The 23,111-nt window shown below is 70.3% G+C and carries 28 protein-coding genes; 16 read left to right on the top strand and 12 right to left on the bottom strand.

The genetic code is table 11. The annotated features are described in order from the left end of the window. Positions 1-13: 13 nt before the first annotated feature. The gene (locus tag J3P44_RS11905; protein ID WP_255890567.1) at positions 14-1,048 is read right to left on the bottom strand and encodes a hypothetical protein; all 1,035 of its coding nucleotides are present in this window, start codon (positions 1,046-1,048) and stop codon (positions 14-16) included. A gap of 107 nt (positions 1,049-1,155) precedes the next feature. Between J3P44_RS11905 and J3P44_RS11910 the strand changes: the two genes are divergently transcribed. The 5 genes from J3P44_RS11910 (at position 1,156) to J3P44_RS11930 (ending at position 3,912) form a co-directional block, all read left to right on the top strand. Continuing rightward, positions 1,156-1,296 carry a hypothetical protein gene (locus J3P44_RS11910; protein WP_255890569.1) on the top strand — a complete coding sequence of 47 codons (141 nt, stop codon included), beginning with the start codon at positions 1,156-1,158 and terminating at the stop codon, positions 1,294-1,296. Positions 1,297-1,423: 127 nt separating this feature from the next. Next, positions 1,424-2,077, top strand: a complete 654-nt coding sequence (locus J3P44_RS11915) for a hypothetical protein (RefSeq protein ID WP_255890571.1) — start codon at positions 1,424-1,426, stop codon at positions 2,075-2,077. Positions 2,078-2,209: 132 nt separating this feature from the next. Continuing rightward, positions 2,210-2,344 (top strand): hypothetical protein, encoded by a 135-nt coding sequence (locus J3P44_RS11920; RefSeq protein WP_255890572.1) that lies wholly within the window; start codon positions 2,210-2,212, stop codon positions 2,342-2,344. Between the two features lie 31 nt (positions 2,345-2,375). Continuing rightward, entirely contained in the window at positions 2,376-3,380 is a 1,005-nt protein-coding gene (locus J3P44_RS11925; RefSeq protein WP_255890573.1) for a beta-ketoacyl-ACP synthase III, read from the top strand. A 10-nt stretch (positions 3,381-3,390) separates the two neighbouring features. Beyond that, the gene (locus J3P44_RS11930; RefSeq protein WP_255890575.1) at positions 3,391-3,912 is read left to right on the top strand and encodes a GNAT family N-acetyltransferase; all 522 of its coding nucleotides are present in this window, start codon (positions 3,391-3,393) and stop codon (positions 3,910-3,912) included. A gap of 1 nt (position 3,913) precedes the next feature. Here the strand turns inward: J3P44_RS11930 and J3P44_RS11935 are convergent, their stop codons facing one another. After that, positions 3,914-4,699, bottom strand: a complete 786-nt coding sequence (locus J3P44_RS11935; RefSeq protein ID WP_255890577.1) for an alpha/beta fold hydrolase — start codon at positions 4,697-4,699, stop codon at positions 3,914-3,916. Between the two features lie 97 nt (positions 4,700-4,796). Between J3P44_RS11935 and J3P44_RS11940 the strand changes: the two genes are divergently transcribed. Beyond that, a complete protein-coding gene (locus tag J3P44_RS11940; protein ID WP_255890579.1) occupies positions 4,797-5,780 on the top strand; it encodes a hypothetical protein in 984 nt (327 codons plus the stop codon). Positions 5,781-5,792: 12 nt separating this feature from the next. On the opposite strand, the gene J3P44_RS11945 is transcribed toward J3P44_RS11940, so the two are convergent. Further along, positions 5,793-6,167, bottom strand: coding sequence for a VOC family protein (locus J3P44_RS11945; RefSeq protein ID WP_255890581.1), 375 nt, complete (start codon positions 6,165-6,167; stop codon positions 5,793-5,795). A 43-nt stretch (positions 6,168-6,210) separates the two neighbouring features. Next, a complete protein-coding gene (locus tag J3P44_RS11950; RefSeq protein ID WP_255890582.1) occupies positions 6,211-7,473 on the bottom strand; it encodes an esterase-like activity of phytase family protein in 1,263 nt (420 codons plus the stop codon). A gap of 122 nt (positions 7,474-7,595) precedes the next feature. Between J3P44_RS11950 and J3P44_RS11955 the strand changes: the two genes are divergently transcribed. After that, positions 7,596-8,429: an arylamine N-acetyltransferase family protein gene (locus J3P44_RS11955; RefSeq protein ID WP_255890583.1), complete on the top strand. Its 834-nt coding sequence runs from the start codon at positions 7,596-7,598 to the stop codon at positions 8,427-8,429. A gap of 36 nt (positions 8,430-8,465) precedes the next feature. Here J3P44_RS11955 and J3P44_RS11960 read toward each other — a convergent pair whose 3' ends face one another. Both J3P44_RS11960 and J3P44_RS11965 read right to left on the bottom strand, forming a co-directional pair. Next, entirely contained in the window at positions 8,466-9,407 is a 942-nt protein-coding gene (locus J3P44_RS11960; RefSeq protein WP_255890584.1) for an SMP-30/gluconolactonase/LRE family protein, read from the bottom strand. Positions 9,408-9,496: 89 nt separating this feature from the next. Further along, positions 9,497-9,715, bottom strand: coding sequence for a hypothetical protein (locus J3P44_RS11965; protein WP_255890586.1), 219 nt, complete (start codon positions 9,713-9,715; stop codon positions 9,497-9,499). 226 nt (positions 9,716-9,941) lie between these two features. On the opposite strand from J3P44_RS11965, the gene J3P44_RS11970 reads away from it, so the two are divergent. The 5 genes from J3P44_RS11970 to J3P44_RS11990 all read left to right on the top strand — a co-directional run bounded on the left by J3P44_RS11970 (position 9,942) and on the right by J3P44_RS11990 (position 13,425). Beyond that, positions 9,942-10,424, top strand: coding sequence for a methyltransferase family protein (locus J3P44_RS11970; protein ID WP_255890587.1), 483 nt, complete (start codon positions 9,942-9,944; stop codon positions 10,422-10,424). Positions 10,425-10,479: 55 nt separating this feature from the next. After that, on the top strand, positions 10,480-11,604 hold the full coding sequence (locus J3P44_RS11975) for an adenosylhomocysteinase (RefSeq protein ID WP_255890588.1): 1,125 nt from the start codon (positions 10,480-10,482) through the stop codon (positions 11,602-11,604). A 21-nt stretch (positions 11,605-11,625) separates the two neighbouring features. After that, the gene (locus J3P44_RS11980) at positions 11,626-12,006 is read left to right on the top strand and encodes a YciI family protein (RefSeq protein ID WP_255890589.1); all 381 of its coding nucleotides are present in this window, start codon (positions 11,626-11,628) and stop codon (positions 12,004-12,006) included. A gap of 93 nt (positions 12,007-12,099) precedes the next feature. Beyond that, positions 12,100-12,621 carry an SGNH/GDSL hydrolase family protein gene (locus J3P44_RS11985; RefSeq protein WP_255890590.1) on the top strand — a complete coding sequence of 174 codons (522 nt, stop codon included), beginning with the start codon at positions 12,100-12,102 and terminating at the stop codon, positions 12,619-12,621. Positions 12,622-12,807: 186 nt separating this feature from the next. Then, positions 12,808-13,425 (top strand): class I SAM-dependent methyltransferase, encoded by a 618-nt coding sequence (locus tag J3P44_RS11990; RefSeq protein ID WP_255890591.1) that lies wholly within the window; start codon positions 12,808-12,810, stop codon positions 13,423-13,425. Positions 13,426-13,458: 33 nt separating this feature from the next. Here J3P44_RS11990 and J3P44_RS11995 read toward each other — a convergent pair whose 3' ends face one another. Next, on the bottom strand, positions 13,459-14,862 hold the full coding sequence (locus tag J3P44_RS11995) for a metallophosphoesterase (RefSeq protein WP_255890592.1): 1,404 nt from the start codon (positions 14,860-14,862) through the stop codon (positions 13,459-13,461). 279 nt (positions 14,863-15,141) lie between these two features. Between J3P44_RS11995 and J3P44_RS12000 the strand changes: the two genes are divergently transcribed. Continuing rightward, complete coding sequence (locus J3P44_RS12000; protein WP_255890593.1) at positions 15,142-15,570, top strand: response regulator; 429 nt, start codon at positions 15,142-15,144, stop codon at positions 15,568-15,570. 39 nt (positions 15,571-15,609) lie between these two features. On the opposite strand, the gene J3P44_RS12005 is transcribed toward J3P44_RS12000, so the two are convergent. Beyond that, on the bottom strand, positions 15,610-16,221 hold the full coding sequence (locus tag J3P44_RS12005; protein ID WP_255890594.1) for a maleylpyruvate isomerase family mycothiol-dependent enzyme: 612 nt from the start codon (positions 16,219-16,221) through the stop codon (positions 15,610-15,612). Positions 16,222-16,266: 45 nt separating this feature from the next. Here J3P44_RS12005 and J3P44_RS12010 point away from each other — a divergent pair, with 45 nt between their 5' ends. Beyond that, positions 16,267-16,722, top strand: a complete 456-nt coding sequence (locus tag J3P44_RS12010; protein WP_255890595.1) for a MarR family winged helix-turn-helix transcriptional regulator — start codon at positions 16,267-16,269, stop codon at positions 16,720-16,722. 224 nt (positions 16,723-16,946) lie between these two features. Continuing rightward, positions 16,947-18,086, top strand: coding sequence for a carboxypeptidase regulatory-like domain-containing protein (locus J3P44_RS12015; protein ID WP_255890597.1), 1,140 nt, complete (start codon positions 16,947-16,949; stop codon positions 18,084-18,086). 84 nt (positions 18,087-18,170) lie between these two features. Here the strand turns inward: J3P44_RS12015 and J3P44_RS12020 are convergent, their stop codons facing one another. Genes J3P44_RS12020 through J3P44_RS12030 form a run of 3 tightly spaced genes read right to left on the bottom strand, consistent with a single transcriptional unit; the run spans position 18,171 to position 21,264 of the window. Beyond that, complete coding sequence (locus J3P44_RS12020; RefSeq protein WP_305122283.1) at positions 18,171-20,180, bottom strand: NADPH-dependent 2,4-dienoyl-CoA reductase; 2,010 nt, start codon at positions 20,178-20,180, stop codon at positions 18,171-18,173. Continuing rightward, positions 20,177-20,734 (bottom strand): PadR family transcriptional regulator, encoded by a 558-nt coding sequence (locus J3P44_RS12025; protein WP_255890598.1) that lies wholly within the window; start codon positions 20,732-20,734, stop codon positions 20,177-20,179. Before J3P44_RS12025 ends, J3P44_RS12020 begins: the two co-directional genes overlap by 4 nt. Before the next feature lie 47 nt (positions 20,735-20,781). Continuing rightward, a complete protein-coding gene (locus tag J3P44_RS12030) occupies positions 20,782-21,264 on the bottom strand; it encodes an Lrp/AsnC family transcriptional regulator (protein ID WP_255890599.1) in 483 nt (160 codons plus the stop codon). A 95-nt stretch (positions 21,265-21,359) separates the two neighbouring features. Here J3P44_RS12030 and J3P44_RS12035 point away from each other — a divergent pair, with 95 nt between their 5' ends. Next, a complete protein-coding gene (locus tag J3P44_RS12035; RefSeq protein ID WP_255890600.1) occupies positions 21,360-22,526 on the top strand; it encodes a trans-sulfuration enzyme family protein in 1,167 nt (388 codons plus the stop codon). Positions 22,527-22,530: 4 nt separating this feature from the next. On the opposite strand, the gene J3P44_RS12040 is transcribed toward J3P44_RS12035, so the two are convergent. After that, the gene (locus tag J3P44_RS12040; protein WP_255890601.1) at positions 22,531-23,040 is read right to left on the bottom strand and encodes an Lrp/AsnC family transcriptional regulator; all 510 of its coding nucleotides are present in this window, start codon (positions 23,038-23,040) and stop codon (positions 22,531-22,533) included. Positions 23,041-23,111 lie beyond the last annotated feature (71 nt).

Below are 23,111 nucleotides of genomic sequence, written 5' to 3' on the forward strand. Positions count from 1 at the left end.
GGCTGCGGCGAGGTCAGTCGGCGACCGGGGTCAGCTCGGTGGGGAGGACCGCGGGCGTGCCGACGACGGTGAGCTCCTCGACCTCGCCCCGGCACGGGGTGTCGGCAAGCTGCGCGAGTCCGGCGACCGAGTCGTCGACCGGCGCCTCCGGGATCGGCAGCGTGAACCGCAGCGAGGCGCGTGTGTCGGCGACGGTCACGTAGGCCACGGCAGGTCCGTGGTCGAACGACCTGACGTACGTCGCTCGCGTCGGCGCCCCACCCCCACAGGCCGTCCAGGTCAGGGTCCAGCCCTCGAGCGTGCGCCCGACGGCGTCCAGCCCGTCGGCCGCGACGCTCGCCTGCGCGGCCGGGGCTCGCCGCCAGTTCTCCCCCGTGTGGAGCTGCATCGGCGGGAGCTCGGGGAGGCCCTTCGCCGCCAGGTCGGCGTTGACCTCGTTGAGCAGGGCGGCGTCGTCGTCGTCGAGCCCGTCGGTCTGCCATCCGGCGCTGTCGACGTCGGGCAGCTCCGCCGCCCGCACGGGCTCGGACGACTCGGGCAGCTCGGCCAGGTCGGAGGGGCCGCCGTCGAGGCAGGTGCGGTCGATCGTGTCGGGCACGGACCAGTCGTCGTCGAGGTGGTGGCGGGTGAGTGCCACCACGCTAGCCGCCGCGCTGCCCCCGGACGGAGTGACGACGAGCGAGGCGAGGGCACCGTCCGGGCCGGCGAGCGCGACGGACACCGAGCCGCTGCACGAGCTGGACGTGGGAGCCCATCCGGACGCAGTGGCGACGGCGAGCTCAGCGGACGCCGCGGCCTCCGCCGGGACGTCGTACGAGGTGGTGCGCGCGCCGACGACCCGGGTCACCCGGCCGTTGGTGCCGAGGCCGGGGCCGGGCGCCATGGCCGTGGTGGGGGCGACCCAGGGGTCACGCCACACGCCGCTCGCGGCCGCCAGGTCGGTGGCGTCGGAGTCGAGCGCACCGGGCGTGGCGTCGCTGCAAGCGGCCAGCGACGCGGCCAGGGATGCGCCCAGCAGGGCGGCCAGGGGTGCCCTCAGGACCGTCAATTGAACCCCTTTCGTGAGTCGAGGAGAGGGTTCCCGCGGCAGCGAGCCCCAAACCGGCCCCCTCGGCGGGACGAGTGCGGTTTGCCGGATCGGGCTACGTTCGATTCATGGGAATCGTGAAGAAGGTCGCTGCCCTCGGCATCGCCAAGAAGGTGTACGACGAGGCGCGCAAGCCCCACAACCAGGCCAAGATCAGGGAGGCGGCGCGCAAGGTGCAGGAGCGCCGCCGGGGCGGCAGGCACACCTGATCGCACCGACGCCTACGAGCGTCGACGTCGGCGGAGCTGCACCGCCGACCAATCCGCACTGCTTGGGGTGACGAACACGCCGGTCGAGGGTCGAACCATCGCTCTCCCGCCACCCCCAGGAGTTCCCATGCAGCATCGCAAGCTCTACGCCGGAATCGGCGGTCTCGTCCTTGCCGGCACGGTCGGCGTCGCCGGCGTCCAGGCCAGCAGCGCCTCCGTGTCCTCCAGGCCCGCCGCCGCAGCGCGTACGGTCCAGCTCGACGCCCAGCTGAAGTCCCTCAACGACTCCGGTGCGCGCGGTCACGCCCACGTCGAGTTCAGGGGCCGCAAGGCACACGTACGCATCGACGCCCGTCGCCTGGCCAAGAACCTCCCGCACGCCCAGCACCTGCACTTCGGTGCCGAGGCGCGCAACGAGTGCCCCAACGTCTTCGACGATGCCAACAACGACCACCGCCTCAACGTGGTCGAGGGCGTCCCGGACTACGGGCCGATCCTCAAGTCCCTGACGACGTCCGGCGACACCAGCCCCAAGAGCGGGCTGGCCGTCGACCGCTTCCCGACCACGCCCAAGGGGATCGAGAAGTACGAGCGGGTCGTCAACTTCGCTCCGGGCGCCGTTCTCCGCGCGATCAAGAGCGGCAAGGGCGTCATTGTGATCCACGGGGTGGACCACAACGGCAACGGCGTCTACGACTTCGAGGGCGCCGGCGCCAGCGAGCTCGACCCGAGCCTGCCCGCCGAGGCCACCGACCCGGCCCTGTGCGGCGTCCTGCGCTGACCCGTCACCGCTGAGCGGCCCGTCGGCCCCGTCCCTCCCTGGGGCGGGGCCGACCCACGCCGTCTCCTCGGGGCCCCATCACTAGGGGTGGAAACCATTGCCACTGCTGCCGCGGCGGCGTAGGACTGGGGGATGACCACCACCCCGATCGAACCCGAGTCAGACCCCCAGGTCGTGCCGTCCGGAGACCCCAGCATCGACCCGATCGACCCGGGCCAGGTCCCGGACTCGCCCATCCCCGAGACCCAGCCCGACGGCGACCGGTAGCCCCCGGACCGTCCTGCCCTGTCCTCGCCGCATGACGATCCAGCAGCCCACCGACCTCACCCACGCGGCCATGCTCGGGCTGGGCGTCTACCGGCCTGAGCGGGTCGTCACCAACGACGAGATCTGCGAGGTCCTGGACTCCTCGGACGAGTGGATCCAGACCCGGTCGGGAATCCGGACGCGGCGCTTCGCAGGGGACGACGAGACCCTCATCGGCATGTCGACCGTCGCGGCGGAGCGGGCGTTGGAGGCCGCCGGGGTACGTGCCGACCAGGTCGGCTGCGTCATCGTCGCCACCTCGACCCACCCCGAGCACACCCCCGCATCAGCCCCTCAGGTCGCCACCGCGCTGGGCCTCAAGGTGGCCGCATTCGACATCTCCGCCGGGTGCGCCGGCTTCTGCCACGCCCTCAACCTCGCGTCCTCGATGGTCCGCTCAGGAGCGGAGCATCACGTCCTGGTCATCGGCGTCGAGCAGCTCAGCCGATTCATGGACCCGACCGACCGCGGCACGGCGTTCATCTTCGCCGACGGTGCCGGCGCCGTCGTGGTGGGACCGTCGGACGCGGCCGGGATCGGCCCGACGGCGTGGGGCTCGGACGGCTCGCAGGCGCACGTGATCACCCAGACCCCGAGCTGCCTCGGCGGTCCCACCACGTCGACTGCGGACCACCCGGTGGTGCAGATGGAGGGCACGGCCGTCTTCCGGTGGGCGCCGTTCGCGATGGCCGAGGTCGCCCACGAGGCGCTCCGCCTGGCCGGGGTCAAGGTCGACGACCTCGACGCGTTCATCCCGCACCAGGCCAACCTGCGCATCACGCAGACGCTGGCGAAGAACATCTCGCTCCCCGACTCCGTCGCCGTCGCGACCGACATCGTGGACGCCGGCAACACGTCGGCCGCATCGGTGCCGCTCGCCATGGAGGCGATGCTGCGGCACGAGGAGGCGGAGCCCGGTGACCTCGCGCTGCTGATCGCCTTCGGGGCGGGCCTGAGCTATGCGGGGCAGGTCGTCACGCTGCCGCCGCTCGGCTAGGCGCTCCCCGATGGACGAGGCTCCGCGCCAAGTGCACCTGCGCAGCGGCGACACGGTGTGGATCCGACCCGTCCGCAGCACGGACGCCTCCGAGCTGCAGCGTGCTTTCGCGCTCATGAGCGATAAGTCGCAGTACCAGCGTTTCCTCACGGGGACGCCGCGACTGACCGACAGCCAGGCGGCCTACTTCAGCCAGGTCGACCACGTCGACCATGAGGCGTACGTCGCCCTCTCCCCGAAGGACGAGACCCACATCATCGGCGTCGCCCGCTTCATCCGCTATCCGACGGCTCCCGACGACGCCGAGCTGGCGATCACGGTCGCGGACTCCTGGCACAACCGCGGGCTGGCCACCGTTCTCGTGCGCGAACTGGGCGGGCGCGCACGTGACGTGGGGGTGAAGCGGTTCCGGGCCGAGATGATGGCGGACAACGAGGCCGTCCTCCGGCTCCTGCGCAGCGCCGGGCTGACAGGGGAGACGGTGACCGGCCACATGGCGAGCGGCTACATCGAGCTCGCAACGACGGAGTGACTTAGCGCGACTCGGGTCCGGCAGCCAACCGGTCCGCAACGATCGCCCACACGTCGGGGTCGAAGCCCATGCCGAGGTGGGTCGAGGAGACCTCGACGTGCTCCACCGACGGCGACCGGCGGTCGATGCAGGCCTGCCACGACACCACCCCGTCGCGCCTCGAGAACAGGACCGTGAGCGGCACCCGGATCGGCGAGGTCGCATCGAGCCGTCGGGCCACCCGGTCCGCGTCGGGGTCGACCCCGCCACCGTAGGCACGCGCGATCGTCGTGTATGCCGCCCCACCCGTCACCGGGGTGCCGTACGTGATCACCCGGCGCACCGCCTCCGGGTGGCGGCGCGCCACCTCGCGGGCGATCACCCCGCCGAGGCTCCAGCCGACCAGGGAGGCGGGCGTCCCCTTCTCCTCGACGAGCTCGAGCACGCGCGCGCCCAGCCGCTCGACGTCGCGGAGGGGGTCGCCGGTGTTGGTGCCGAAGCCCCAGCCGCGGGCGTCGTGCCCCAATCGCTTCAGGTAGCGCCGCAGCGGCAGTCCGGTGAGCTCGGGCGCCCTCCAGCCGGGGATGTCGACGACCAGGTGGCCGTCGCCGCGAGGAGCCGCGGAGAGGCGGGGCAGGGCACCGGCCAGGCGTACGGCATCGAGCGCCGAGCCGAGCTCGCCCAGTGCGGTGCGCGTCGTGGGCGGACCGCTCGGTCGCGCCAGGGACCCTGCGTCCGTGCGCTCGCTGGCGCGAGTGCGCACGCCGGCGGCGGCCAGGAGGGAGTCGGCGGAGAGGCGGTTGAGCATGGGGAAACCGTACGTGCGTCCACACAGGACCAAGGTCCCGTCGAGGTCCGGACCTTCGCCGCTCCCGCGCGGGAGTCGCCCCGATCAGGCTTGGGGCATGACCCTCGCTCTCCCGGCCCTGACGCCTGTCCTGCCCACCCACGAACGCTGGTTCGTCGAGTCGCAGCAGGCGGGTGACTGGTCCTTCTTCTTCTCGCCCCTTCCCCTCGTCCTCACCGGCGCGGTCGTCGCGGTCACGGTCCTGTGGCGGCTCGCGGCGCTGCGCTTGGACCGCCCGGAGCTGCCGTTCCTGCGGCCATTGGGGCGGCTGATGCCGTGGATCCCGCGCCTGCTGGGCATCCACCTCGGCGTCGCGCTCCTCGCCCTCGCGGCGACGGGCGCGTTCATCACGCCCTCCAACGACCACCTCGAGGGCGCCGGCGGCAACGCGCTGCTGCTCGTCGAGGCAGCCCTCGGGATCTGGCTGGTGACCGGTTGGCAGCTGCGCACGGCCGCCGCCCTGGTGCTGGCGTTGGCGCCCGCCCTCGCGCTGGTCGCCGGCCTCACCGCGCTGGGGGAGTGCGCGAACCTCGCCGCGGTCGCCGCCTTCCTCGTCGTCGTACCGCCCGGGCCCGACGCCCACGGCGCGGCCCACCCGTCGCGTGCGCAGCTGCGGCTGGCACTCCTGTGGCTGCGCCTGGGCGTGGGCACGGCCCTGATCGTGCTCGCCTTCTCGGAGAAGCTGACCAACCCGGGCATGGCCATCGACACCCTCGAGCACTACCCGGCGCTGGACGTCTTCGCGCTCGTCGGCATCCACGTGTCCCCGGAGACGTTCGTCGCGATCGCCGGAGCGACCGAGTTGCTCTTCGGCCTGCTGGTGATCTCGGGCGCCTTCCCGCAGGTCGCCGTGCTGGTCGCGATGGTGCCGTTCAACGCCACGCTCCTGCTCTTCGGGCAGACCGAGATGGTGGGTCACCTGCCGGTGTACGGCGTCTTCCTCGCGCTGCTGGTCTACGGATCGTCGGTGGAGACCGCCGGTGAGGTGCGGTGGCTGCCGACCAGGGAGGGGCGGCGGGTGGCGGTCCCGGCGGCTGCCTGAGCGGACGGCTCGTCAGCTCACCAAGGTGCTCTTGGGCCTCACGACGCAGAACTCGTTGCCTTCCGGGTCGGCGAGCACATCCCAGGACTCGCGACCGGTCTGCCCCACGTCGACCCGACGAGCACCGAGCGCGATCAGCCTCGCGATCTCTGAGTCGCGATCGTCTGCCGTCGTCGTGAGGTCCATGTGCACCCGGTTCTTGACGGTCTTGCGAGTCGACCCGGCAGGCATGAAGCAGAGGCCAACCGGGGCATCGACGTCCGCCCCGACGACCACTTCCTTGTCGCGGACGGACAGGATCCGCCATCTGAGAGCATCAGCCCAGAATCGAGCAAGCGAGGGCAGGTCGTGGGCATCGATCACGATGTGGTGCAGGCGAAGGGGCATGGCGGTCAGTATCGCCAAGGCCGTCTGTGACTGACGTGATGAGTCAGCCGCGGGGCAGCAGGCGGGGATGCACCTTGAGCGGCTCGTCGAGCCGGATCTGGAGGAGCTCGTTGACATCCGGTACGTCGGCTCCGCGGCCACCCATGGCCGGGAAGTTGTTGTCGTTCATGACCGCGATGGTCTGCTGGTCGATGATCTCGACGTCCTCGATCGTGACGTAGGGGAAGGTGAAGGTCGAGCCGTTGCCCCCGAGCCGACGCGGGTTGCGCACGTCCATGAGGTCCACCAGCAACGTCTTCTCGACGTAGCCGTCGTCGTCCTGGTCCGACAGGTCCGCCAGGTAGATCCGCTTGAACGCTGCGGCCGAGCCCTGGAGGTTGTCGCGCTCGATCACCAGGGCCTGGTGGCCGTTGATCATGATGAAGTCGCCCAAGGCGTGCGCGGCGGACTCCATCCGATACCGGAGGAAGCCTTCCTCGAACGCTCCGTTCGCCACGGTGTAGATCCGCAGGTCGGCGCCGAGGTCGGCGGCACGGTCCTCGTCCACCACGCCTTCCAGCATCGGGTGCAGCACGCGACCGTTGGGCTCGATCGCCATGCCCTCGTAGCCCTTGCTGTTGGGCAGGTTGGGTGTCGCGCCACCCGGGGCCGGGTTCGACGGCGAGGTCACCCCCGGTGTGGCGATCGGCGGCTCCAGCAGCTCACCGCGGTCGTTGGTGTGCAGGAGGTAGGGCCCGAACTCCTCGCCGAACCAGAAGGTCCCGTCCTTGGCGATCTGCATCGACTCCGGGTCGAAGTCCCACCCGGTCAGGATCCGGTCAGGGGCGGGGCAGACGTAGCCCGAGGGGAGCGACCCGGACGAGCTGCACCCGCCGTCGCGCCAGATCGTCCAGGGGATGTGGCGGGCCGGGTCGCGCAGGTTGAATTCAAGACTCTTGTACGCCGTCCTGCCGGTCCGGAGGTCCGGGCGGATCCTGTGCACCGCGAGCTCGAAGTCGGCGCTGTTGGCCTTGGTGCCGAACCCGTTGTCGCTCATCACCAGGTAGTCGCCGCCGCCGAGCGCATGGGTCGCCGAGAAGCCCTGCACCGGCTGGCCGGGGTAGGGAGCAGGCACCGTTGCACTGCCTGTGGTCCAGTAGCCGCTGCTTGCACTGCCCGGGACGTACGTCTCCGTCGGCAGCGCCGACCAGCCGACCAGCGTGGCGCGAGCAGGATCGGGTTCGGCGTACGGGTTCGCGTTGACGCCCGGGCCGATGACGAGCGGGGCGAGTGCGGCTGCTGCGGCGAGGGTCCTGAGGGCGGTCATGGCCGACACCTCATCCGAGGTCGGTGACGGCGCGATGAACGGGGCGCGTCGGTCGGAGGAAGGGCCATCGGGTTTCCAGCTCTCGCGCCGGGCGTTCACCGCGGATGCGGTTGACTGGGGCCATGTCGTCCGACCCATGGCAGATCGACCGGCTCGACCTCGACGGCTACCTGGCGCGGCTCGGCATCGCCGCGCGGGAGCCGGGTCCGGAGGCGCTGGCCGAGCTGCACGAGGCGCACGTGCGCACCTACACCTTCGACAACATCGACGTCCTGCTCGGCCGTCATCCGGGCGTCTCCCTCGACGAGCTCCAGCAGAAGTTCGTCGTCCGCGGCCGCGGCGGCTACTGCTTCGAGCACTCCACGATCCTCGCCGCCGCCCTGGAACGGCTGGGCTACGAGGTGCGGCGTCACCTGGGCCGGGTCGGTGACCCCGACGCGGGCGCCCAGCAGGGGCGGACCCACATGGTCGTCGAAGTGGTCCTCGACGGTCAGCGGCTGCTGTGCGACCCCGGCTTCGGGATGAGTCTGCTGCGTCCCATCCCGATGGTCGACGGCGCGGAGGACGACTACCTCCCGGGCTGGCGCCACCGGCTGCGCCGCACGGATGCGGGCGACTGGGCGCTGCTCCGGCTCCGCGACCAGGGCTGGGAGGTCGCCCACACGACCGACGAGCTGGAGGTGAAGCCGGTCGACGTCGTCATCGGGCACCACTACACGAGCACCTTCCCTGGTTCGCACTTCAGCACCGGCCTGATCCTCACCAAGCACCTCCCCGGTCGCCACGTCACCGTGACCCACGAGTCGCTGACCATCCGCACGCCCGGCCAGCCCACCGAGCACCGGCCGCTCCACGATGGTGAGCTCGAGGAGTGGCTGGTGACTCTCGAGGTCCCGCTCACCCCCGAGGAGAAGGCCGGGCTGCTCGCACGGCTGGGGACGTTGGCTGCGTCGTAGCAACAGTCTCTGCCAAGACGGGTCCCGAGGCGTGTGTCAGGGGCGGATCTGCACCACGTCGAAGTCGGTGCCCGGAGGCGCCCCCGGCCCGAAGGGCGGCGGGAAGCCTAGATCGAACCGCCCGTTGACCAGCACCAGCGTGCTCCCGTGTCGCGCGATCGTGGTGGGCACCCGGAACAGGTCCGAGGTGATCACCTCGACGACCCGCCCGCTGGTGAGGTCCGGCGACAGCTCCACCCGCGCGACCGAGTTCTCGAAGTTCTGCACCACCCAGGCCGTGCGGCCCTCGAGCTGCAGGCCGTCGAGCGTGCCCGCGACCAGGGCCGGGCCGGTCAAGGGGATCTGCCTGCTCACTCCGGTCGCCGGGTCGATCAAGGCGAGGATGCCGAGGCCAGTGTGATTGACCAGCAGCCAGCCGCGGTGCGTCGAGTCGATGCCGTTGAGCCCGAAGCCACCGGTCGCAGCGGCGGGTCCGGTCACCGTGATCGGTTGCGTGGCGCCGAACGTGCCGTTCGCCGCGATGGGCACCTTGTAGATCCTTGGCGCGAACGTGTCGGTGAAGTAGAGCGCGTCACTGGTGATCGCGACGTCGTTGGAGAAGGTGGTGCCGGGCGGACCGAGCACCAGGTCGGCGACGGTCGTCCCGTTGTCGGTGTCGTACACCCACGCGTGGCCGGTCGGGCCGCCGGCCACGACGAGCCAGTCCCGTGCCTTGTCGACCCGCATGCCCACGGTCACCCGGCCGTCCTCGGCGTCGTGATCGACCCACCGTGCGCCGTCGCCGCTGCGCAGGTCCCCGCGATAGATGTCGCCGTCGCGCAACGAGCCGACGTAGAAGGTGTTGCCCTCGCCGACCGCGACCCCTTCCGGCTGGAAGTCGTCGGGGATCGGGATTGACGAAGGTCGGGGAGCGGCGATCGCGGGGGCCACGAGCACCGACACCAGGACCGCTGAGATGAGTGGGGTGATCAGGCGCATGGCATCCTCCGGTCGGGATTCCCCCACCTGTCACGGTGCGCCCGCGACCGCCGCAAAGTCAATGCCACATTTTGGTGTGCGCTACGCACTCAGGAGAAGAAGACGTGGCCGATGGCGAGAAGCACGGCTCCGAAGGAACCCACCGCCAGGAAGAACCAGCCCTGCGCTGTCCTCAGGTAGTACGCGTACCGATCCGGGGCCACCGCGTGCTCCAGCCTGTCGAGCAGCGTGAAGAACCTGAAGAAGTAGTGCAGCTCTTCGCCAGACGTGCGCGGGAGGAACTCGACATCCTTGTCGGCCTCAGCCATCGAGTCCCACATCCTCAACACGGTGCCGATGAACACGCACGAGGTGGAACCGAGAAGGATCACGTCGCCTATCACGGTGATGCGTAGCGTCGGCCCGGCATGAGGAAGTCTCCAGCGTCGCGGTGGTAGCTCTGAAGATACGCAGCGTGGGTGGGGTGTCAACGCCCCCGGACTGCTCGCGCCGGAGACGTCGACGACGGCCTGGTCCGGTGGCAGGGTGGGTGACGTGAAGCGTCCACCCCCTCCGCTCCTGGCGCTGGCCGCGGGCTTCGCCCAGCGACCGTTGGCCACGAGCGCGCAGCCGCCGCCCTCGGCCGCCCGCGCCGTGGTTGCCACGGCGATCGCAGGTGCCTCGATCGGCATGGCGGCTGCGTCGGCGCGACAGTTCCGTCGCCTGGGCACCACGGTCGAGCCGTTCGATCCCTCTCGAGCGACCGCACTGGTGACGACAGGCGTCAACGCGGTCAGCCGGAACCCGATGTACGTCGGCATGGCCGGCCTGCTCGTCGCGAACGCGATGCGCCTCGGGTCCTGGGCGGCCCTGCTCCCGGTCGCGGCCTTCACGGTCGTCATCGACCGCGTGCAGATCGCCGCCGAGGAGCCTGCGCTGCTCGCCAACTTCGGCGCCGAGTACGACGCCTACCGAGCGTCGGTGCCACGGTGGCTGGATCCTCGATCGGTCGCGAGCGCACGACAGGCACTTCGCTAGCGAGTGTGCTGACATCGGCACGGCTGCCCTGCCCGTGAACTGGTGTACTTGGGTGATGGACGCCGCCGAGCTGGAGTGGATCGAGTGGACCACGCCGATCACGAGCTCGTTGGGTGCAGCCGTGGCGACGTCCGACCTCAGCGGCCGTACGGTGGCCTGCCGCCAGCACATCCTGGCCGACACGATTCCCATCATGACTCCATTCGTCGAGGCTGGCGCGCGGGTGCGGCTGGCGCCGTGCAACCCCGACAGCACCGACGATCGCACCGCGGCCCACTTGGCCTCCATCGGGGTGGAGGTGCGGGCGCGTGCCGGGATGAGCGCCGGTGAGCTCGACGAGTCGCTGGCCTGGCTCGTCAGCGAACCGGCCGATGCGCTGTGCGACATGGGCGGAGACCTGATCGTCGCAACGGCTGCTGCCGGCCATCGGCCGGCGGGAGCTCTCGAGGCGACGACCACCGGACTGCATCGACTCGACGGACTGCAGATCCCGTTCCCGGTGCTCGACTGGAACGGGATCGCGCTCAAGGACCTGATCCACAACCGTCACCACGTCGGTGTCGAGACGTGGCCCGCCTTCACGGCGATCACGGGGCTTGCTCTGTACGGGCGCGAGGTGGTCGTGGTCGGGTTCGGGCCGGTGGGTCAGGGGGTCGCTGCCCGCGCCCGGGACCTCGGCGCGCTCGTGACGGTCGTCGATCTCGATCCAGTGCGGCTCGTCCAGGCCCAGCACGACGGGTGTCGTGTCGCCGAGATGCCCGACGCTCTCCGCTCCGCGAGCGTGATCGTCACCGCCACCGGGTTCGACGGCGTGCTGGGCGAGCCCCAGCTGTCGCAGGTCGCCGACGGCGCGATCCTCGTCAATGTCGGCCACAGCGACCGCGAGATCGATGTCGACTGGCTGGACCGTCATCCGAGCACCCCGATCCGACGACATCTCCAGCGCTATGAGATCGACGGTCGAGCGCTGTACCTGCTCAATCGGGGCAGCCTGGTCAACCTCGCAGCCGGGCTCGGGATCGGGGCTCCCCAGTTGTTCGATCCGTTCGCGGCGATCATGCTGCTCGGGCTCGATGCCATCCTGAACGGGCAGACGGCAGACCTGCCGAACGGCGTGCAGCGCTACCCGCGTCCGCTGGAGGAACGCGTGGCGCGGGCGTGGGCCACCGGATCGGCCTGATGGTCGGGGAGGAGCGAACGGATGCCAAGCGACAGCAACATCCCCGAGTCGTTCGACGTCTACACGGTGGTCGTCTTGCGACGGCCGGCCGATGCACCGGAGATGTCGGACGAGGAGCTCGACGACCTGCAGGCCAGCCATCTGGCTTATCGCGCCGACCTGGTGAGGCGAGGACTGGTTGTCGCGAACGGGCCGTTCGACGAGCAGAGCGACCCGTCCTACCGGGGGATGTCGATCTTCACCTGCGGCATGGCCGAGGCCGCACGGCTGTCGGACGGCGACCCTTCTGTCGTAGCGGGGAGGCTCACCTACGACGTGATGGAGTGGTGGGTGGGCGCAGGTTCGCTCGCCTTCCCGCTCACTGACGTACGCGTCGGAGAACGCCGCTCGATGCCTGACTGACGCCCCGCATCGCGGCACGTCCCGGACAGCTGCTTGGCGACCGACGCGAGTCCTCGGGAGCTTGCCCTGACGCATTCTTCTACGGTGGCATCCGTGCGCACGGTGTTGATCGGGGACAGCCACTTGGCGAGGTTGCGTCGGGAGCTCCAGACGCTTCCTGGCGAGGTTCGCAATGTGGCCGAGGGTGGCGCATCCGCGCGCGATCTGCTGCGGCAGGCAGATGCGGTCGGTCTGCATGGCTCAGACTCCGTGGTGATGTCGGTGGGCACGAATGACGCTGCTCCGTGGAAGCGAGTTCCGGTGTCCGAGTTCGTGCAGACCCTCTCGATGTTCGTGGCATCGCATTCGCCGCGCGGCTGGGTGTTTGTCGCTCCGCCGGGAGTGGTTGAGGGACGTTCGACAAGGGCACGAGACCGCACCAACGCGGTGATCGATGAGTATCGGCTGGCCGTGATCGAGGTTTGTGAAGCTGTCGGCGGCCACCTCGTGCGTACGGACCTCTTGCTCGAATCGTTGGGCGCGCAGGCCTTCGCGGAGGACGGGGTCCACCTCAACGGGACCGGCTACCGCGTCCTGGTTCCCGCCATCAAGTCAGTCTGCGGAGCACTTCAGTAGTCGAGCACCGCAGCGGGTGTGCTCACCAGCTGAGGTCCATAGGCGATACGTTGACCCTTGACGACGATCAGGACTGGGACTGGCGGCGCGACCGGATCGTGGGTTGGGAGCAGGGCCGCTCATCAGGCACTCCCGGAGTCCTGCTGGCCGGTACCGCGGGACACGCGCGGTGGGTAATCTCGAGCTGTGACGGCGGGCGGGCCATCGGACATGTTCGAGGCGATCTATGCGGGCGCGGAGGGTGGTGCCGCCACACCGCCCTGGGACTACGGCGGCCCTCGACCACAGCTCGTGGAATGGGCTGAGACGCGTGAGCTCGCGGGAGACGGCCGCGAGGCCCTGGTGGTCGGTTGTGGCTACGGAGCCGACGCCGAGTTCCTTGCGCTCCGGGGATTCCGGACCACGGCGTTCGACTTCGCGCCGACGGCGATCGCAGGGGCGCGGCGGAAGCATCCGGCCACCGGGGTGACCTACCTCGTCGCCGATGTCTTGGACCTTCCTCGCGAGTGGGAGGGCAGGTTCGATCTGGTGGTCGAGAGTCTCACCGTGCAGTCGATGCCGCCTGCGCAGCACTCCGTCGCCGCGCGGAGCATCGCCGCGCTGGTGGCTCCGGAAGGCACGCTGTTGGTCCTGGCGACCGCTCGGGAGGAGGGCTCCGAGGTGACCGGACCGCCATGGCCGCTGACGCGAGCGGAGGTCGAGATGTTTGCGAACAGCGACCTCGTCCTGCGCCAGCTCGAGCGGATCGATGGCGGCGCTTGGTGGCGGGCGGAGCTGTCACGGGAAGGTGCAGGTCCGAACTAGCTCCCGGCGCCAGAGAGCTTTGGAGCCCGCCCCTCACGGCGCTCGTACGACGAACGGCGGGCGTACGACCTCGTTGTCCTTCGTGAGCGCGGTCATCGGATGCAGCGATCCGTCAGGCAACAGGCCCGAGATCGGCGTCAGGCGTGCTTCGTCCCCGTCGATCTCGACGACCAGCAGGTGCGCCTGGGCCGCCCACGCGGTGGTGTGGGCGTCGTCGAAGCCTTCGGGGACCTCCTCCCGCAGCTTGCCGCCCGCCCCGGAGACGACGTACGTGCGGCCGTCCACCTCGGAGACCTGGAAGTTGTGCTCGTGGCCGGCGAGCACGAGCCGGACTCCGCCGCGCTCGAACAGTGGCAGCAAGGCATCGATCATCTCCTGGTCGTTCCCGTGCTCGGGACCGGCGCAGAACAGCGGGTGGTGCGAGAACGGAATCCGCCAGCCGGGGTCGGCGACGGCCAGCGCGTCCTCCAGCCACTGCTCGTGGTCGGGCACCTGGAAGAAGCGGTGGTACTCCGGGTCCTCGCTGTCCTGGGACGTGTCCATGCAGATCAGCTCGAGGTCCTTGCCATAGCCGAAGCGGTAGAACAGCCCCGGCCCCACCGACGCGCGGTCCTGCTGCTTGCCGAAGCGCTCGTGGACGTGGAAGTTGTCCTCCATCTGCGCACGGTCGTCGCTGCCCTCGGTGTCCGTGGTGTCGTGATTGCCGATGGCCGGGAACACCGGGACCCGGGAGATGACGTAGCGGTAGGGCTGGAAGAAGCTGGAGTACCAGTCGTCGTCCTCCCCGCCGCTCTCGTCGTCCACCTGACCCTGCTCGCCCTGATAGATGTTGTCGCCCAGCGACAGCACGAAGCGGACGTCGTGGTGCCGCACCAGCTCCTCCAGCACCTCGGCGATCCGGCGCTGCCGGCGGCTGCACTCGCTGTCCGACTTGATCCCCACGCCGTAGTCGCCCATGGCGACGAAGCGCATGAGCGGGGTCGCGGTGCCCGGGGCGGGGAAGGTGCGGAACTGCAGGTCGTACGCCTTGCCCGGGCCGAGGTCGTAGCCGCCCGACGCGTTGGGCACCCAGTCCCAACGAGAGCCCGGCGCCCATTCGCGACCGCCGACGTGGATCCGGTAGCGGTACGTCGTGTCGGGATCGAGGCCATCCACCCACACCCACGTCCGGTCGGCCGTCCGAGCCTCGGCGACGACCATGCCACCGGCGTCGAGCACCTCGACAGTGGCATCGCCGAACGGCTCGGCGTCGTGCCCGATGGACGTCTGTCGACCGACGACGCCGCGCAGCTCGGAGTCGTCCAGGATGTTCCACCGCGCGGCCGACTGGTCACGGCGGAACCAGAAGGCTCCCCACGCGATCAGGACGCGGTCGTGGGAGAGGTCGACGAGGTGGACGAACTCCTCGCGGCGGATGTCGCCGTTATCCGCTTCCATCAAGCCAGCCTAAGTCGCTGCCGGTGCGCCCTGCCCGCCATCACTTCCCTCGTTCGTCTGACAACCGTTCGGACCCTCCTTAGGCTCAGGAGCGAGCATGACCTGACCCCCAGGGTCAGGTGTGCCACGGAGGGTTGCCCGCGGTGTGCATCAGCGGACCGCGGGCAGGCCCGTCGACTCACCAGATCGAACCGTCGGCGGGTGCCGTCCGGCTGGCGACCACCGTGCAGCTGGCGCGAAGGAGCAGAAGATCCGGGACATCTATGGGGGGCTCGACCCGTGAGCACCGAGGCACACACGCTGCACTTCCTCGTCGTCGACGACAGCGAGGAGATCCGCGACGTGTTCTGCCGCCTCGTGCAGCGGGCGGGACACCGCGCATCCATTGCGAAGGATGGCCTGGAAGCTCTCGACAGCCTCCAGCGGGAATCGTTCGACGTGATGCTGCTGGACCTCAGCATGCCGCGGATGAACGGGGTCGAGGTGGTGCGCTGGCTGCGCGACCATCCGGACGTCGCCCCGGACATGAGGATCGTCGTGGTCAGCGCCTGGACGGGCGAGCAGCGAGGCGTCCTCCAGGAGCTCGGGGTCGACACCCTGGTGCAGAAGCCGCTTCGCATCCAGCAGCTGACTGACCTCATCGCTGAAGGTCTGCTCGATCGCGCTGTGCCGGCTGGTGGGACCTCCCCGGATCACCCGGCGACGTGAGCGAAGCCTTCGATCCTCGTGCCCGTTGAGGGGCAGGATCTAGGCCAAGCTGCGTAGCTCGCCTCGGAGGTGATCGTGGGCCACGACGCGGCCGGCGGCCGCGAGGAGCAGCCACTGCACCGGACCTTCCACCCGGCGGCCCGCTCCCGTCTCCCACGCCACATCGGTCGCGACCAGGTGGACGTCGCGGAGTCGGGGGCCGATGGGGAAGCGCCGGGACCACCACAGCACCCGTTCGAGGGCGACCACAGCGGCGTCGGTCGGCATCGGACGGTCAATGTCCAGCGGGAGGCAGATGTCCTGGGTGTGGACCAAGACGTCGAGCAGCGGCTCCTTCTCGGACACGAGCGGCACGGTGCGCCTGGATCCGACGAAGCTGCGCAACCGGTCGATGATCTGCTCGTGACTCAACGGGCTTCGAAGGGCGGCGTCGCGCACCGTTGCGTTGTAGCGGAAACCGGACCTGGCGGCCGCGCCGAGCAGCTCGCGGAGGCCGGCATGCGAGAGGGCGAGATGTGCCGCGACGTCGCGGACCGTCCATGCGGCGCACAGCGACGGGGTTCGCCAAGCGCCGTCCGGGAGCGTCTCCAAGACGTCGGCCAGCACTGTGCGTTGCGTGTCGATGTGACGCCAGATCGTGTCGCTGTCCACCGCGCGCCTCCCAAAGTAGTCATATTCTCTGTCTAATATGAGCGCATGGTGGACGAGACGTCAACAGGTGATCCGCAGTTGAACGTCGGCGTGCTGATGTACGTGGCCGCCCGGTCCTTGGAGGCCCGGGCGTACGACGCCGTGGTCGCGGCCGGCGCGACCGACCTGACGCCGACCCAGGCCCGGCTGATGGCCCAGATCGACCCCCACGGAAGCCGAGTGGTGACGTTGGCGGCGCGCGCCCGCATCGCCAAGCAGTCGGCGGCCTTCCTGGTGGACCAGCTCGAGCGCGCGGGCTACGTCGTTCGCGTCGCTGATCCGCGCGACGGCAGAGCCAAGCTGGTGCGGCTCAGTCCGCGTGGTCGCGCGTTCGGGGACGTCGCAGACGCCGAGGTCGCACGGGCGCTGCAGGAGTGGGAGCAACACGTTGGTGCCGCGCGGATGCGGGACCTGGAGGAGACGATGAGGATGTTGCGCGAGACAACGGATCCCTGGGCATGACGGACCGATCGTGCCCCGAAGCGACGTGCCCGCGTGAGGACACGGGAAGCTTTCCAGCTCGCCTGGTCTGGTCCAGTTGTCAACTGCTGGGTGACGCGAGGGTAAGCGCAAGCCACTGAACGTTCACAAGGAATCCGTTCGTCCTCCTCAAGCCTCCTGCCGATCCAGTGTGCGGCATACGCATCGTCAAGCGATGCCTCACATACTTCGGAGGAACCATGCACATGTACAAGAAGCTGGGGGGAGCCGCTCTCGCTGTCGCCTTGGGCATCACGTCCACCATGCTCGCTGCCGGTCCGGCGCAAGCTGCCAAGCCGACCCGCATCAAGGGTGTCGTGACCAACGTGGACGGCGTCGGTCTCGCCGGCATCGTGGTGACGACCCTGGCCGACCCCTCCGGCACCGGCCAGTGGGTCCCGGTGGATGACGCGGTCAGCGGCATCGACGGGAAGTACAACGTCGGCAAGCTCGACGACGGCTGGTACCGGGTCCGGTTCGACGACCCCACGGGCGCCTTCACCACGGAGTTCTACAACGACGCCTCCCGGGTCGAGGACGCCATCCCCGTGGACCTCACTGGCGGCGGCATGCCCACGCTCGCGACGGTCGCCCTGGAAGGCGGTGCTCACCTGCTGGGCACCGTGACGGGCAGTGACGACAAGCCCCTCGCTGGTGCCGAGGTGACGGCGTACGTCGACGAGGCTGCCGGGTGGACGTCCTACAACATGGTCGTGACCGCGGCCGATGGCACCTTCGACGTCCGCGGTCTCCCCGCAGGCGACTACACGCTCGGTTTCCGCGACCCTGTCTCCGGGGTCACCGAGTACTGGAACGACCACGCAGCGATCGTCGACGCCGACACGGTGACGGTCCCGACCGTCGAGCGGTACGACGTGGAGCTGGCGACCCCGGCTCCCACCCCGGACCCCGACCCCACCCCGGACCCGAACCTCACGCCGGACCCGAACCTCACCCCGAACCCGAACCCCACGCCGGACCCGACGCCCACCACGACCGCGACTCCGGTCCCCGCCCCCACCGTTGCGCAGACGGTGACGGCAGCCTCCGCAGGAGCGGTTCCAGCAGCCGCTGCGGTGACCGTGCTGAAGATGCCGCGGATCAAGGGACTGCTGAAGGTCGGCCAGCGTCTGCGAGTCACGAAGGGGACCTGGAACCCCACCTCGGTCAAGCTCAAGATCCAGTGGCTCGCGAACGGCAAGAAGATCAAGCACGCGACGAAGAACCGTCTGCTCCTCACCAGCAAGCTCCTCGGCAAGAGGATCTCCGTGCGCATCGTGGCCACGGCTGAAGGGCGCACGCCCGTCACCGTCACGACGCGCCGGACCAAGAAGATCGCCAGCTGAGGTCGACGTGGCGCCGCCCCTTCCCATCGGGAAGGGGCGGCGTCGTGCGAGTGGGCCTACCGCGCTCGGCCGGCCGCCCTCACCTCACAGCCCCGCGACGACCTCGGTCCCCTGCTTGATCGCCCGCTTCGCGTCGAGCTCGGCGGCGAGGTCGGCGCCACCGATCAGGTGCCCACGCCCCAGCTCGTCGTACAGGTCCCGTACCGAGTCCTGGCCGGCGCACACCACGATCGTGTCGGCCTCCACCACGTGTGAGACGCCGTCCACGGTGAGGTGCAGGCCCTCGTCGTCGATGCGGTCATAGCTCGCGCCGCTGATCTGGGTCACCCTCGACTGCTTGAGCACCGCGCGGTGCGCCCAGCCTGACGTCTTTCCGAGGGCGATGCCGATCGGCGTGGTCTTCCGCTGGATCAGCGTGACCTCGCGCGACGGCGTACGCGGCTTGGCCTCGGTCAGCCCTCCCTCGTGCAGGGCGGGGTCGCCGACGCCCCAGTGCGCCATCCAGTCATCGAGGTCCTCGTGCTCGTGGGTGAGGAAGACGCTGACGTCGACGCCGATGCCGCCGGCGCCGATCACCGCGACCCGCTTGCCCGGCACGACCGCGCCGCTCAGCACGTCGGCGTACGACGCGACGGATGCGTGGTCTATGCCCGGGATCGCCGGCATCCGCGGCTCGACGCCGGTCGCGACGATCACCTCGTCGAAGCCGGCCAGGTCGTCCGGGGTGGCGGCGGTCCCGAGGCGTACGTCGACGCCGAGGACCTCGAGGCGGCGGGTGAAGTAGCGCAGCGTGTCGGCGAAGTCCTCCTTGCCGGGCACCGCCATCGCGAGACGGAACTGGCCGCCGAGCTCGGTCGACTTCTCGAAGAGGGTCACCGCGAAGCCGCGCTCGGCCGCGCTGGTGGCCGCGGCCAGTCCGGCCGGGCCGGCGCCGACGACCGCGACGGCCCGCTTGCGCATCGTGGGAGTGAGCACCAGCTCGGTCTCGTGGCAGGCGCGCGGGTTGACCAGGCAGGAAGCGCGCTGGTTGACGAACACGTGGTCGAGGCAGGCCTGGTTGCAGGCGATGCAGGTGTTGATCTCGTCGGCGCGCTCGTCCATCGCCTTGGCGACGAAGGCCGGGTCGGCGAGCAGGGGTCGCGCCATCGAGACCAGGTCGGCCTCGCCGGCGGCGAGGATCTCCTCGGCGAGCTCCGGGGTGTTGATCCGGTTGGACGCGCACACTGGGACGTCGACGACCTCTTTGAGCCGTGCGGTGTAGGAGCGCCACGCACCGCGCGGCACCTGCGTGATGATCGTCGGCACGCGTGCCTCGTGCCAGCCGATGCCCGTGTTGAAGACGGTGACGCCGGCGGCCTGCAGGTGCAGCGCCAGCTCGGCGGTCTCCTCCCAGGTCTGCCCGCCCTCCACCAGGTCGAGCAGGGAGATCCGGTAGACGATGGGGAAGTCGTCGCCGACCAGCTCGCGCGAGCGGCGTACGACCTCGACGGGGAAGTGCATGCGGCGCGCGGGCGACCCGCCCCACTCGTCGTCGCGGTCGTTGGTGCGGGCGGCGAGGAACTGGTTGATGAGGTAGCCCTCGGACCCCATGATCTCGACCGCGTCGTAGCCGGCCTTGCGAGCCAGGGCGACGCTCTTGGCGAAGGCAGTCGCCGTGGCGTCGACCTCCTTGGTCGACATTGCATGCGGCTTGAAGGGCGTGATCGGCGACTTCTTGTCGGACGCGCTCTGCGACAGCGGGTGGTAGCCGTAGCGCCCGGCGTGCAGCACCTGCAGCGCGATCGCGCCCCCCGCGTCGTGCACCGCGCCGGTCACGCGCTGGTGGCGCATGGCGTGGAGCCGGTTGGTCATCTCGGAGGCGAACGGCTTGAGCCAGCCGCGCTTGGTGGGGGCGTAGCCGCCGGTGATGATCAGGCCGACCCCGCCCCGCGCCCGCTCGGCGAAGAACTCGCTGAGCTTGCCGATGTCCCACGGGTGGTCCTCGAGCCCGGTGTGCATCGACCCCATCACCACGCGGTTGCGCAGCGTCAGCGCGCCGGGTCCGGCGCCGAGCGTCATCGGCTCGAGGAGGTGGGGATAGCGGGGGTGCGTCATGCGGGTGCCTCTCCATCGTTGCCCTTGGCGTGGGCGTCCAGGTACTCGGTGATCCACTCGATCCAGAAGCGCTCCATCCGGATGCCGCCGCGCAGCACCAACCAGCGGTCGCGCAGCGCGGCGTCGAGGCCGGCGGGATCGGGGAACTGCTCGCGCTCCATCTGCTCGTACTGCGCCAGCCGCGTCGCGTGGTCGGCCCGGGCGGCGAGGAGGTTGCGGGTCAGCTGGGCGCGATCGCCGTACGCCGCCCCGCGGAGCTTGACGGCGACCTCGCTGCGGAACGCCTCGACGGGCATCGGCGTGGCCAGCCACTCGGCCAGGACCCGGCTCCCCTCGGCGGACGGGGTGTGGACGCGCTTGTCGGGGCGGCCGTCCTGCTCGACCACCTCGACGGTGACCCACCCGTCGGACTCCATGCGGGCGAGGACGCGGTAGATCTGCTGGTGGGTCGCGTGCCAGAAGAACCCGAGCGACTTCTCGAAGCGGCGGGTGAGCTCGAGGCCGCTCGCGGGTCGCTCGCTCAGTGCGACGAGGAGGGCGTGCTCGAGGGCCATGCGGACATGGTGCCGCACCTATGCAACGAGTTGCAAGGTGGCCAGGATCACAGGACGCCGACGCCCGGGATCTCCTCGAAGACGATCTGCGTCTCGGTGTGCCGCACGACCGGATGGACGTTGACGTGCTCGAGGACGAGGTCGCGGAGCTCCTGGGTCGAGGCGACGGCCACGTGGATGAGGTAGTCGTCCTCGCCGCCGACGTGGAGGATCCGCAGCGCGCCCGGCACCTGGGCGATGACCTCGTGGAAGCTCGCCACGTGGTCGCGGTTGTGGCTGCCGAGGCGCACCTTGACCACGGCCTGGATGGGATAGCCGACGGCGGCGAGGTCGATGTCGGCGTGCACCCCGCGGATCACGCCGCGCTCGCGCAGCGCCCGGACCCGCTGGAGGCAGGTCGACTCGGCGACCCCGAGGCGCCGCGCCAGGGCGGAGTTGGTGATCCGCCCGTCGACGGCCAGCTCGGTGAGGAGCCGGCGGTCGAGCGCGTCGAGGGCTGCAGGATCGCTCGTTGGCGGTGACTTCGTCATGGTGCGGACTCCGTGTTCTTCGGCGTGGTCGCTCATCGCCCGGCAGTTCTTCGGTGACAGTTGTGGTGGGACGAGGATTCCACCACGGTGAGCGCATGACCAGTCTCGACACCCTCGCCGTCCACGCGGGTCGCGCCGACCTCTCCGGGCTGGGCGTCCACGCCCTGCCGCTCGACCTGTCGACCACCAACCCGCTGCCCACGATCGATGTCGGCGGGGCGTCGTACGAGTCGATGGCGACCGGTGGCCACCCGACCGAGGGCGGCCTGGTCTACCAGCGGCTCTGGAACCCGACGGTCGCCCGCTTCGAGGAGGCGATGGCGACGCTCGAGCACACCGCCGCGGCCGTGGCGTTCTCCACCGGGATGGCGGCGGTCACGGCCGCTGTGCTGGCCGCCACCGCGGAGGGCGGGGGGCGGCACGTCGTCGCCGTCCGGCCGCTGTACGGCGGCACCGACCACCTGCTCGCCTCCGGGATGCTCGGGGTCGAGACGACCTACTGCTCCCCGGCGGAGGTCGCCGACGCGGTGCGGGCCGACACGTGCCTGGTGGTGCTGGAGACCCCGGCCAACCCGACGCTCGAGCTCGTCGACATCGCTGCCGTCGCAGCGGCCGCAGGCGACGTACCCGTCCTGGTGGACAACACCTTCGCCACCCCGGTCCTGCAGAACCCCGCCGACCACGGCGCCGCGCTCGTGCTGCACTCCGCGACGAAGTACCTCGGCGGCCACGGCGACGCCATGGGCGGCGTCGTGGCCTGCTCCGAGCAGTGGGCCGAGGCATTGCGCCGGGTCCGCGCCGTCACCGGTGCGCTGCTGCACCCGATGGGCGCCTACCTCCTCCACCGCGGCCTCGCCACGCTGCCGCTGCGGGTCCGTCACGCGCAGGACGGCGCCGGCAAGGTCGCCGCCTGGCTCGCGTCGCAGCCCGGGGTCCGCGACGTGCGCTACCCCGGGCTCCCCGAGTGCGACCCCCTGGGTCTCGTCGGGCGTCAGCTGCGCGGGCCCGGGGCGATGGTCGCGTTCTCGGTCGAGGGTGGGTACGCCGCCGCCGCGCGCGCCACCGAGTCGGTCCGCGTCTTCACTCACGCGGTCTCCCTGGGCGGGGTGGACTCGCTCATCCAGCACCCGGCCGGGCTGACCCACCGGCCCGTGGCCGAGGACGCGAAGCCGGACGTCGACGTGCTCCGGCTCTCGATCGGCCTGGAGGACCCCGAGGACCTCTGCGACGACCTGGCGCGGGCGCTGGCCGCCGCGCCCTGAGACCTCAGGCGGGCGGCTGCGGATCGGGCCGGTGCAACGGGGTGAGGTGCTGGAAGACCAGGCTGGTCTCCGTGCCGGCGACGTCGAGCACTGCGCTCAGGTTGTCGAAGACGAACTCGCGCAGCGCCTCGCTGTCGCGCACCGCGACGTGCACCGCGAAGTCGTTGGCCCCTGCGAGGACGTAGACGTTGAGGACGCCGGGCAATCCGGCCAGATAGGTGGCGAACCTCGCGATCTTCGACCTCGCACCCGGTTGGAGCCGGACGGCCACGACCGCCTGCAGCTGACGCCCCAGGGCGGCGGGATCGATGTCGGCCTGGAAGCCCCTGATCACCCCTTGCTCGCGCAGCTGTCGGATCCGGTTGAGGCAGGTGGAGGGGGCGATGCCCACCTCCTCGGCCACCGCGCTGTTGGCCATGCGCCCGTCCATCGCGAGGAGCTTCAGGATGGCGAGGTCGATGTCGTCGAGCTGCGCCACGGGCGGGCGGTCGGTCGCGGGCCGAACAACGTTCACTGGTGGGCCTCTCTCGGGGCACTAATCTGACTTTTGTTCGGCCAATGGGGCATTCTCAGCATCTTTGCTCG

Origin of the sequence: Nocardioides astragali (assembly GCF_024436375.1) — a bacterium.
GTDB lineage: Bacteria > Actinomycetota > Actinomycetes > Propionibacteriales > Nocardioidaceae > Nocardioides > Nocardioides astragali.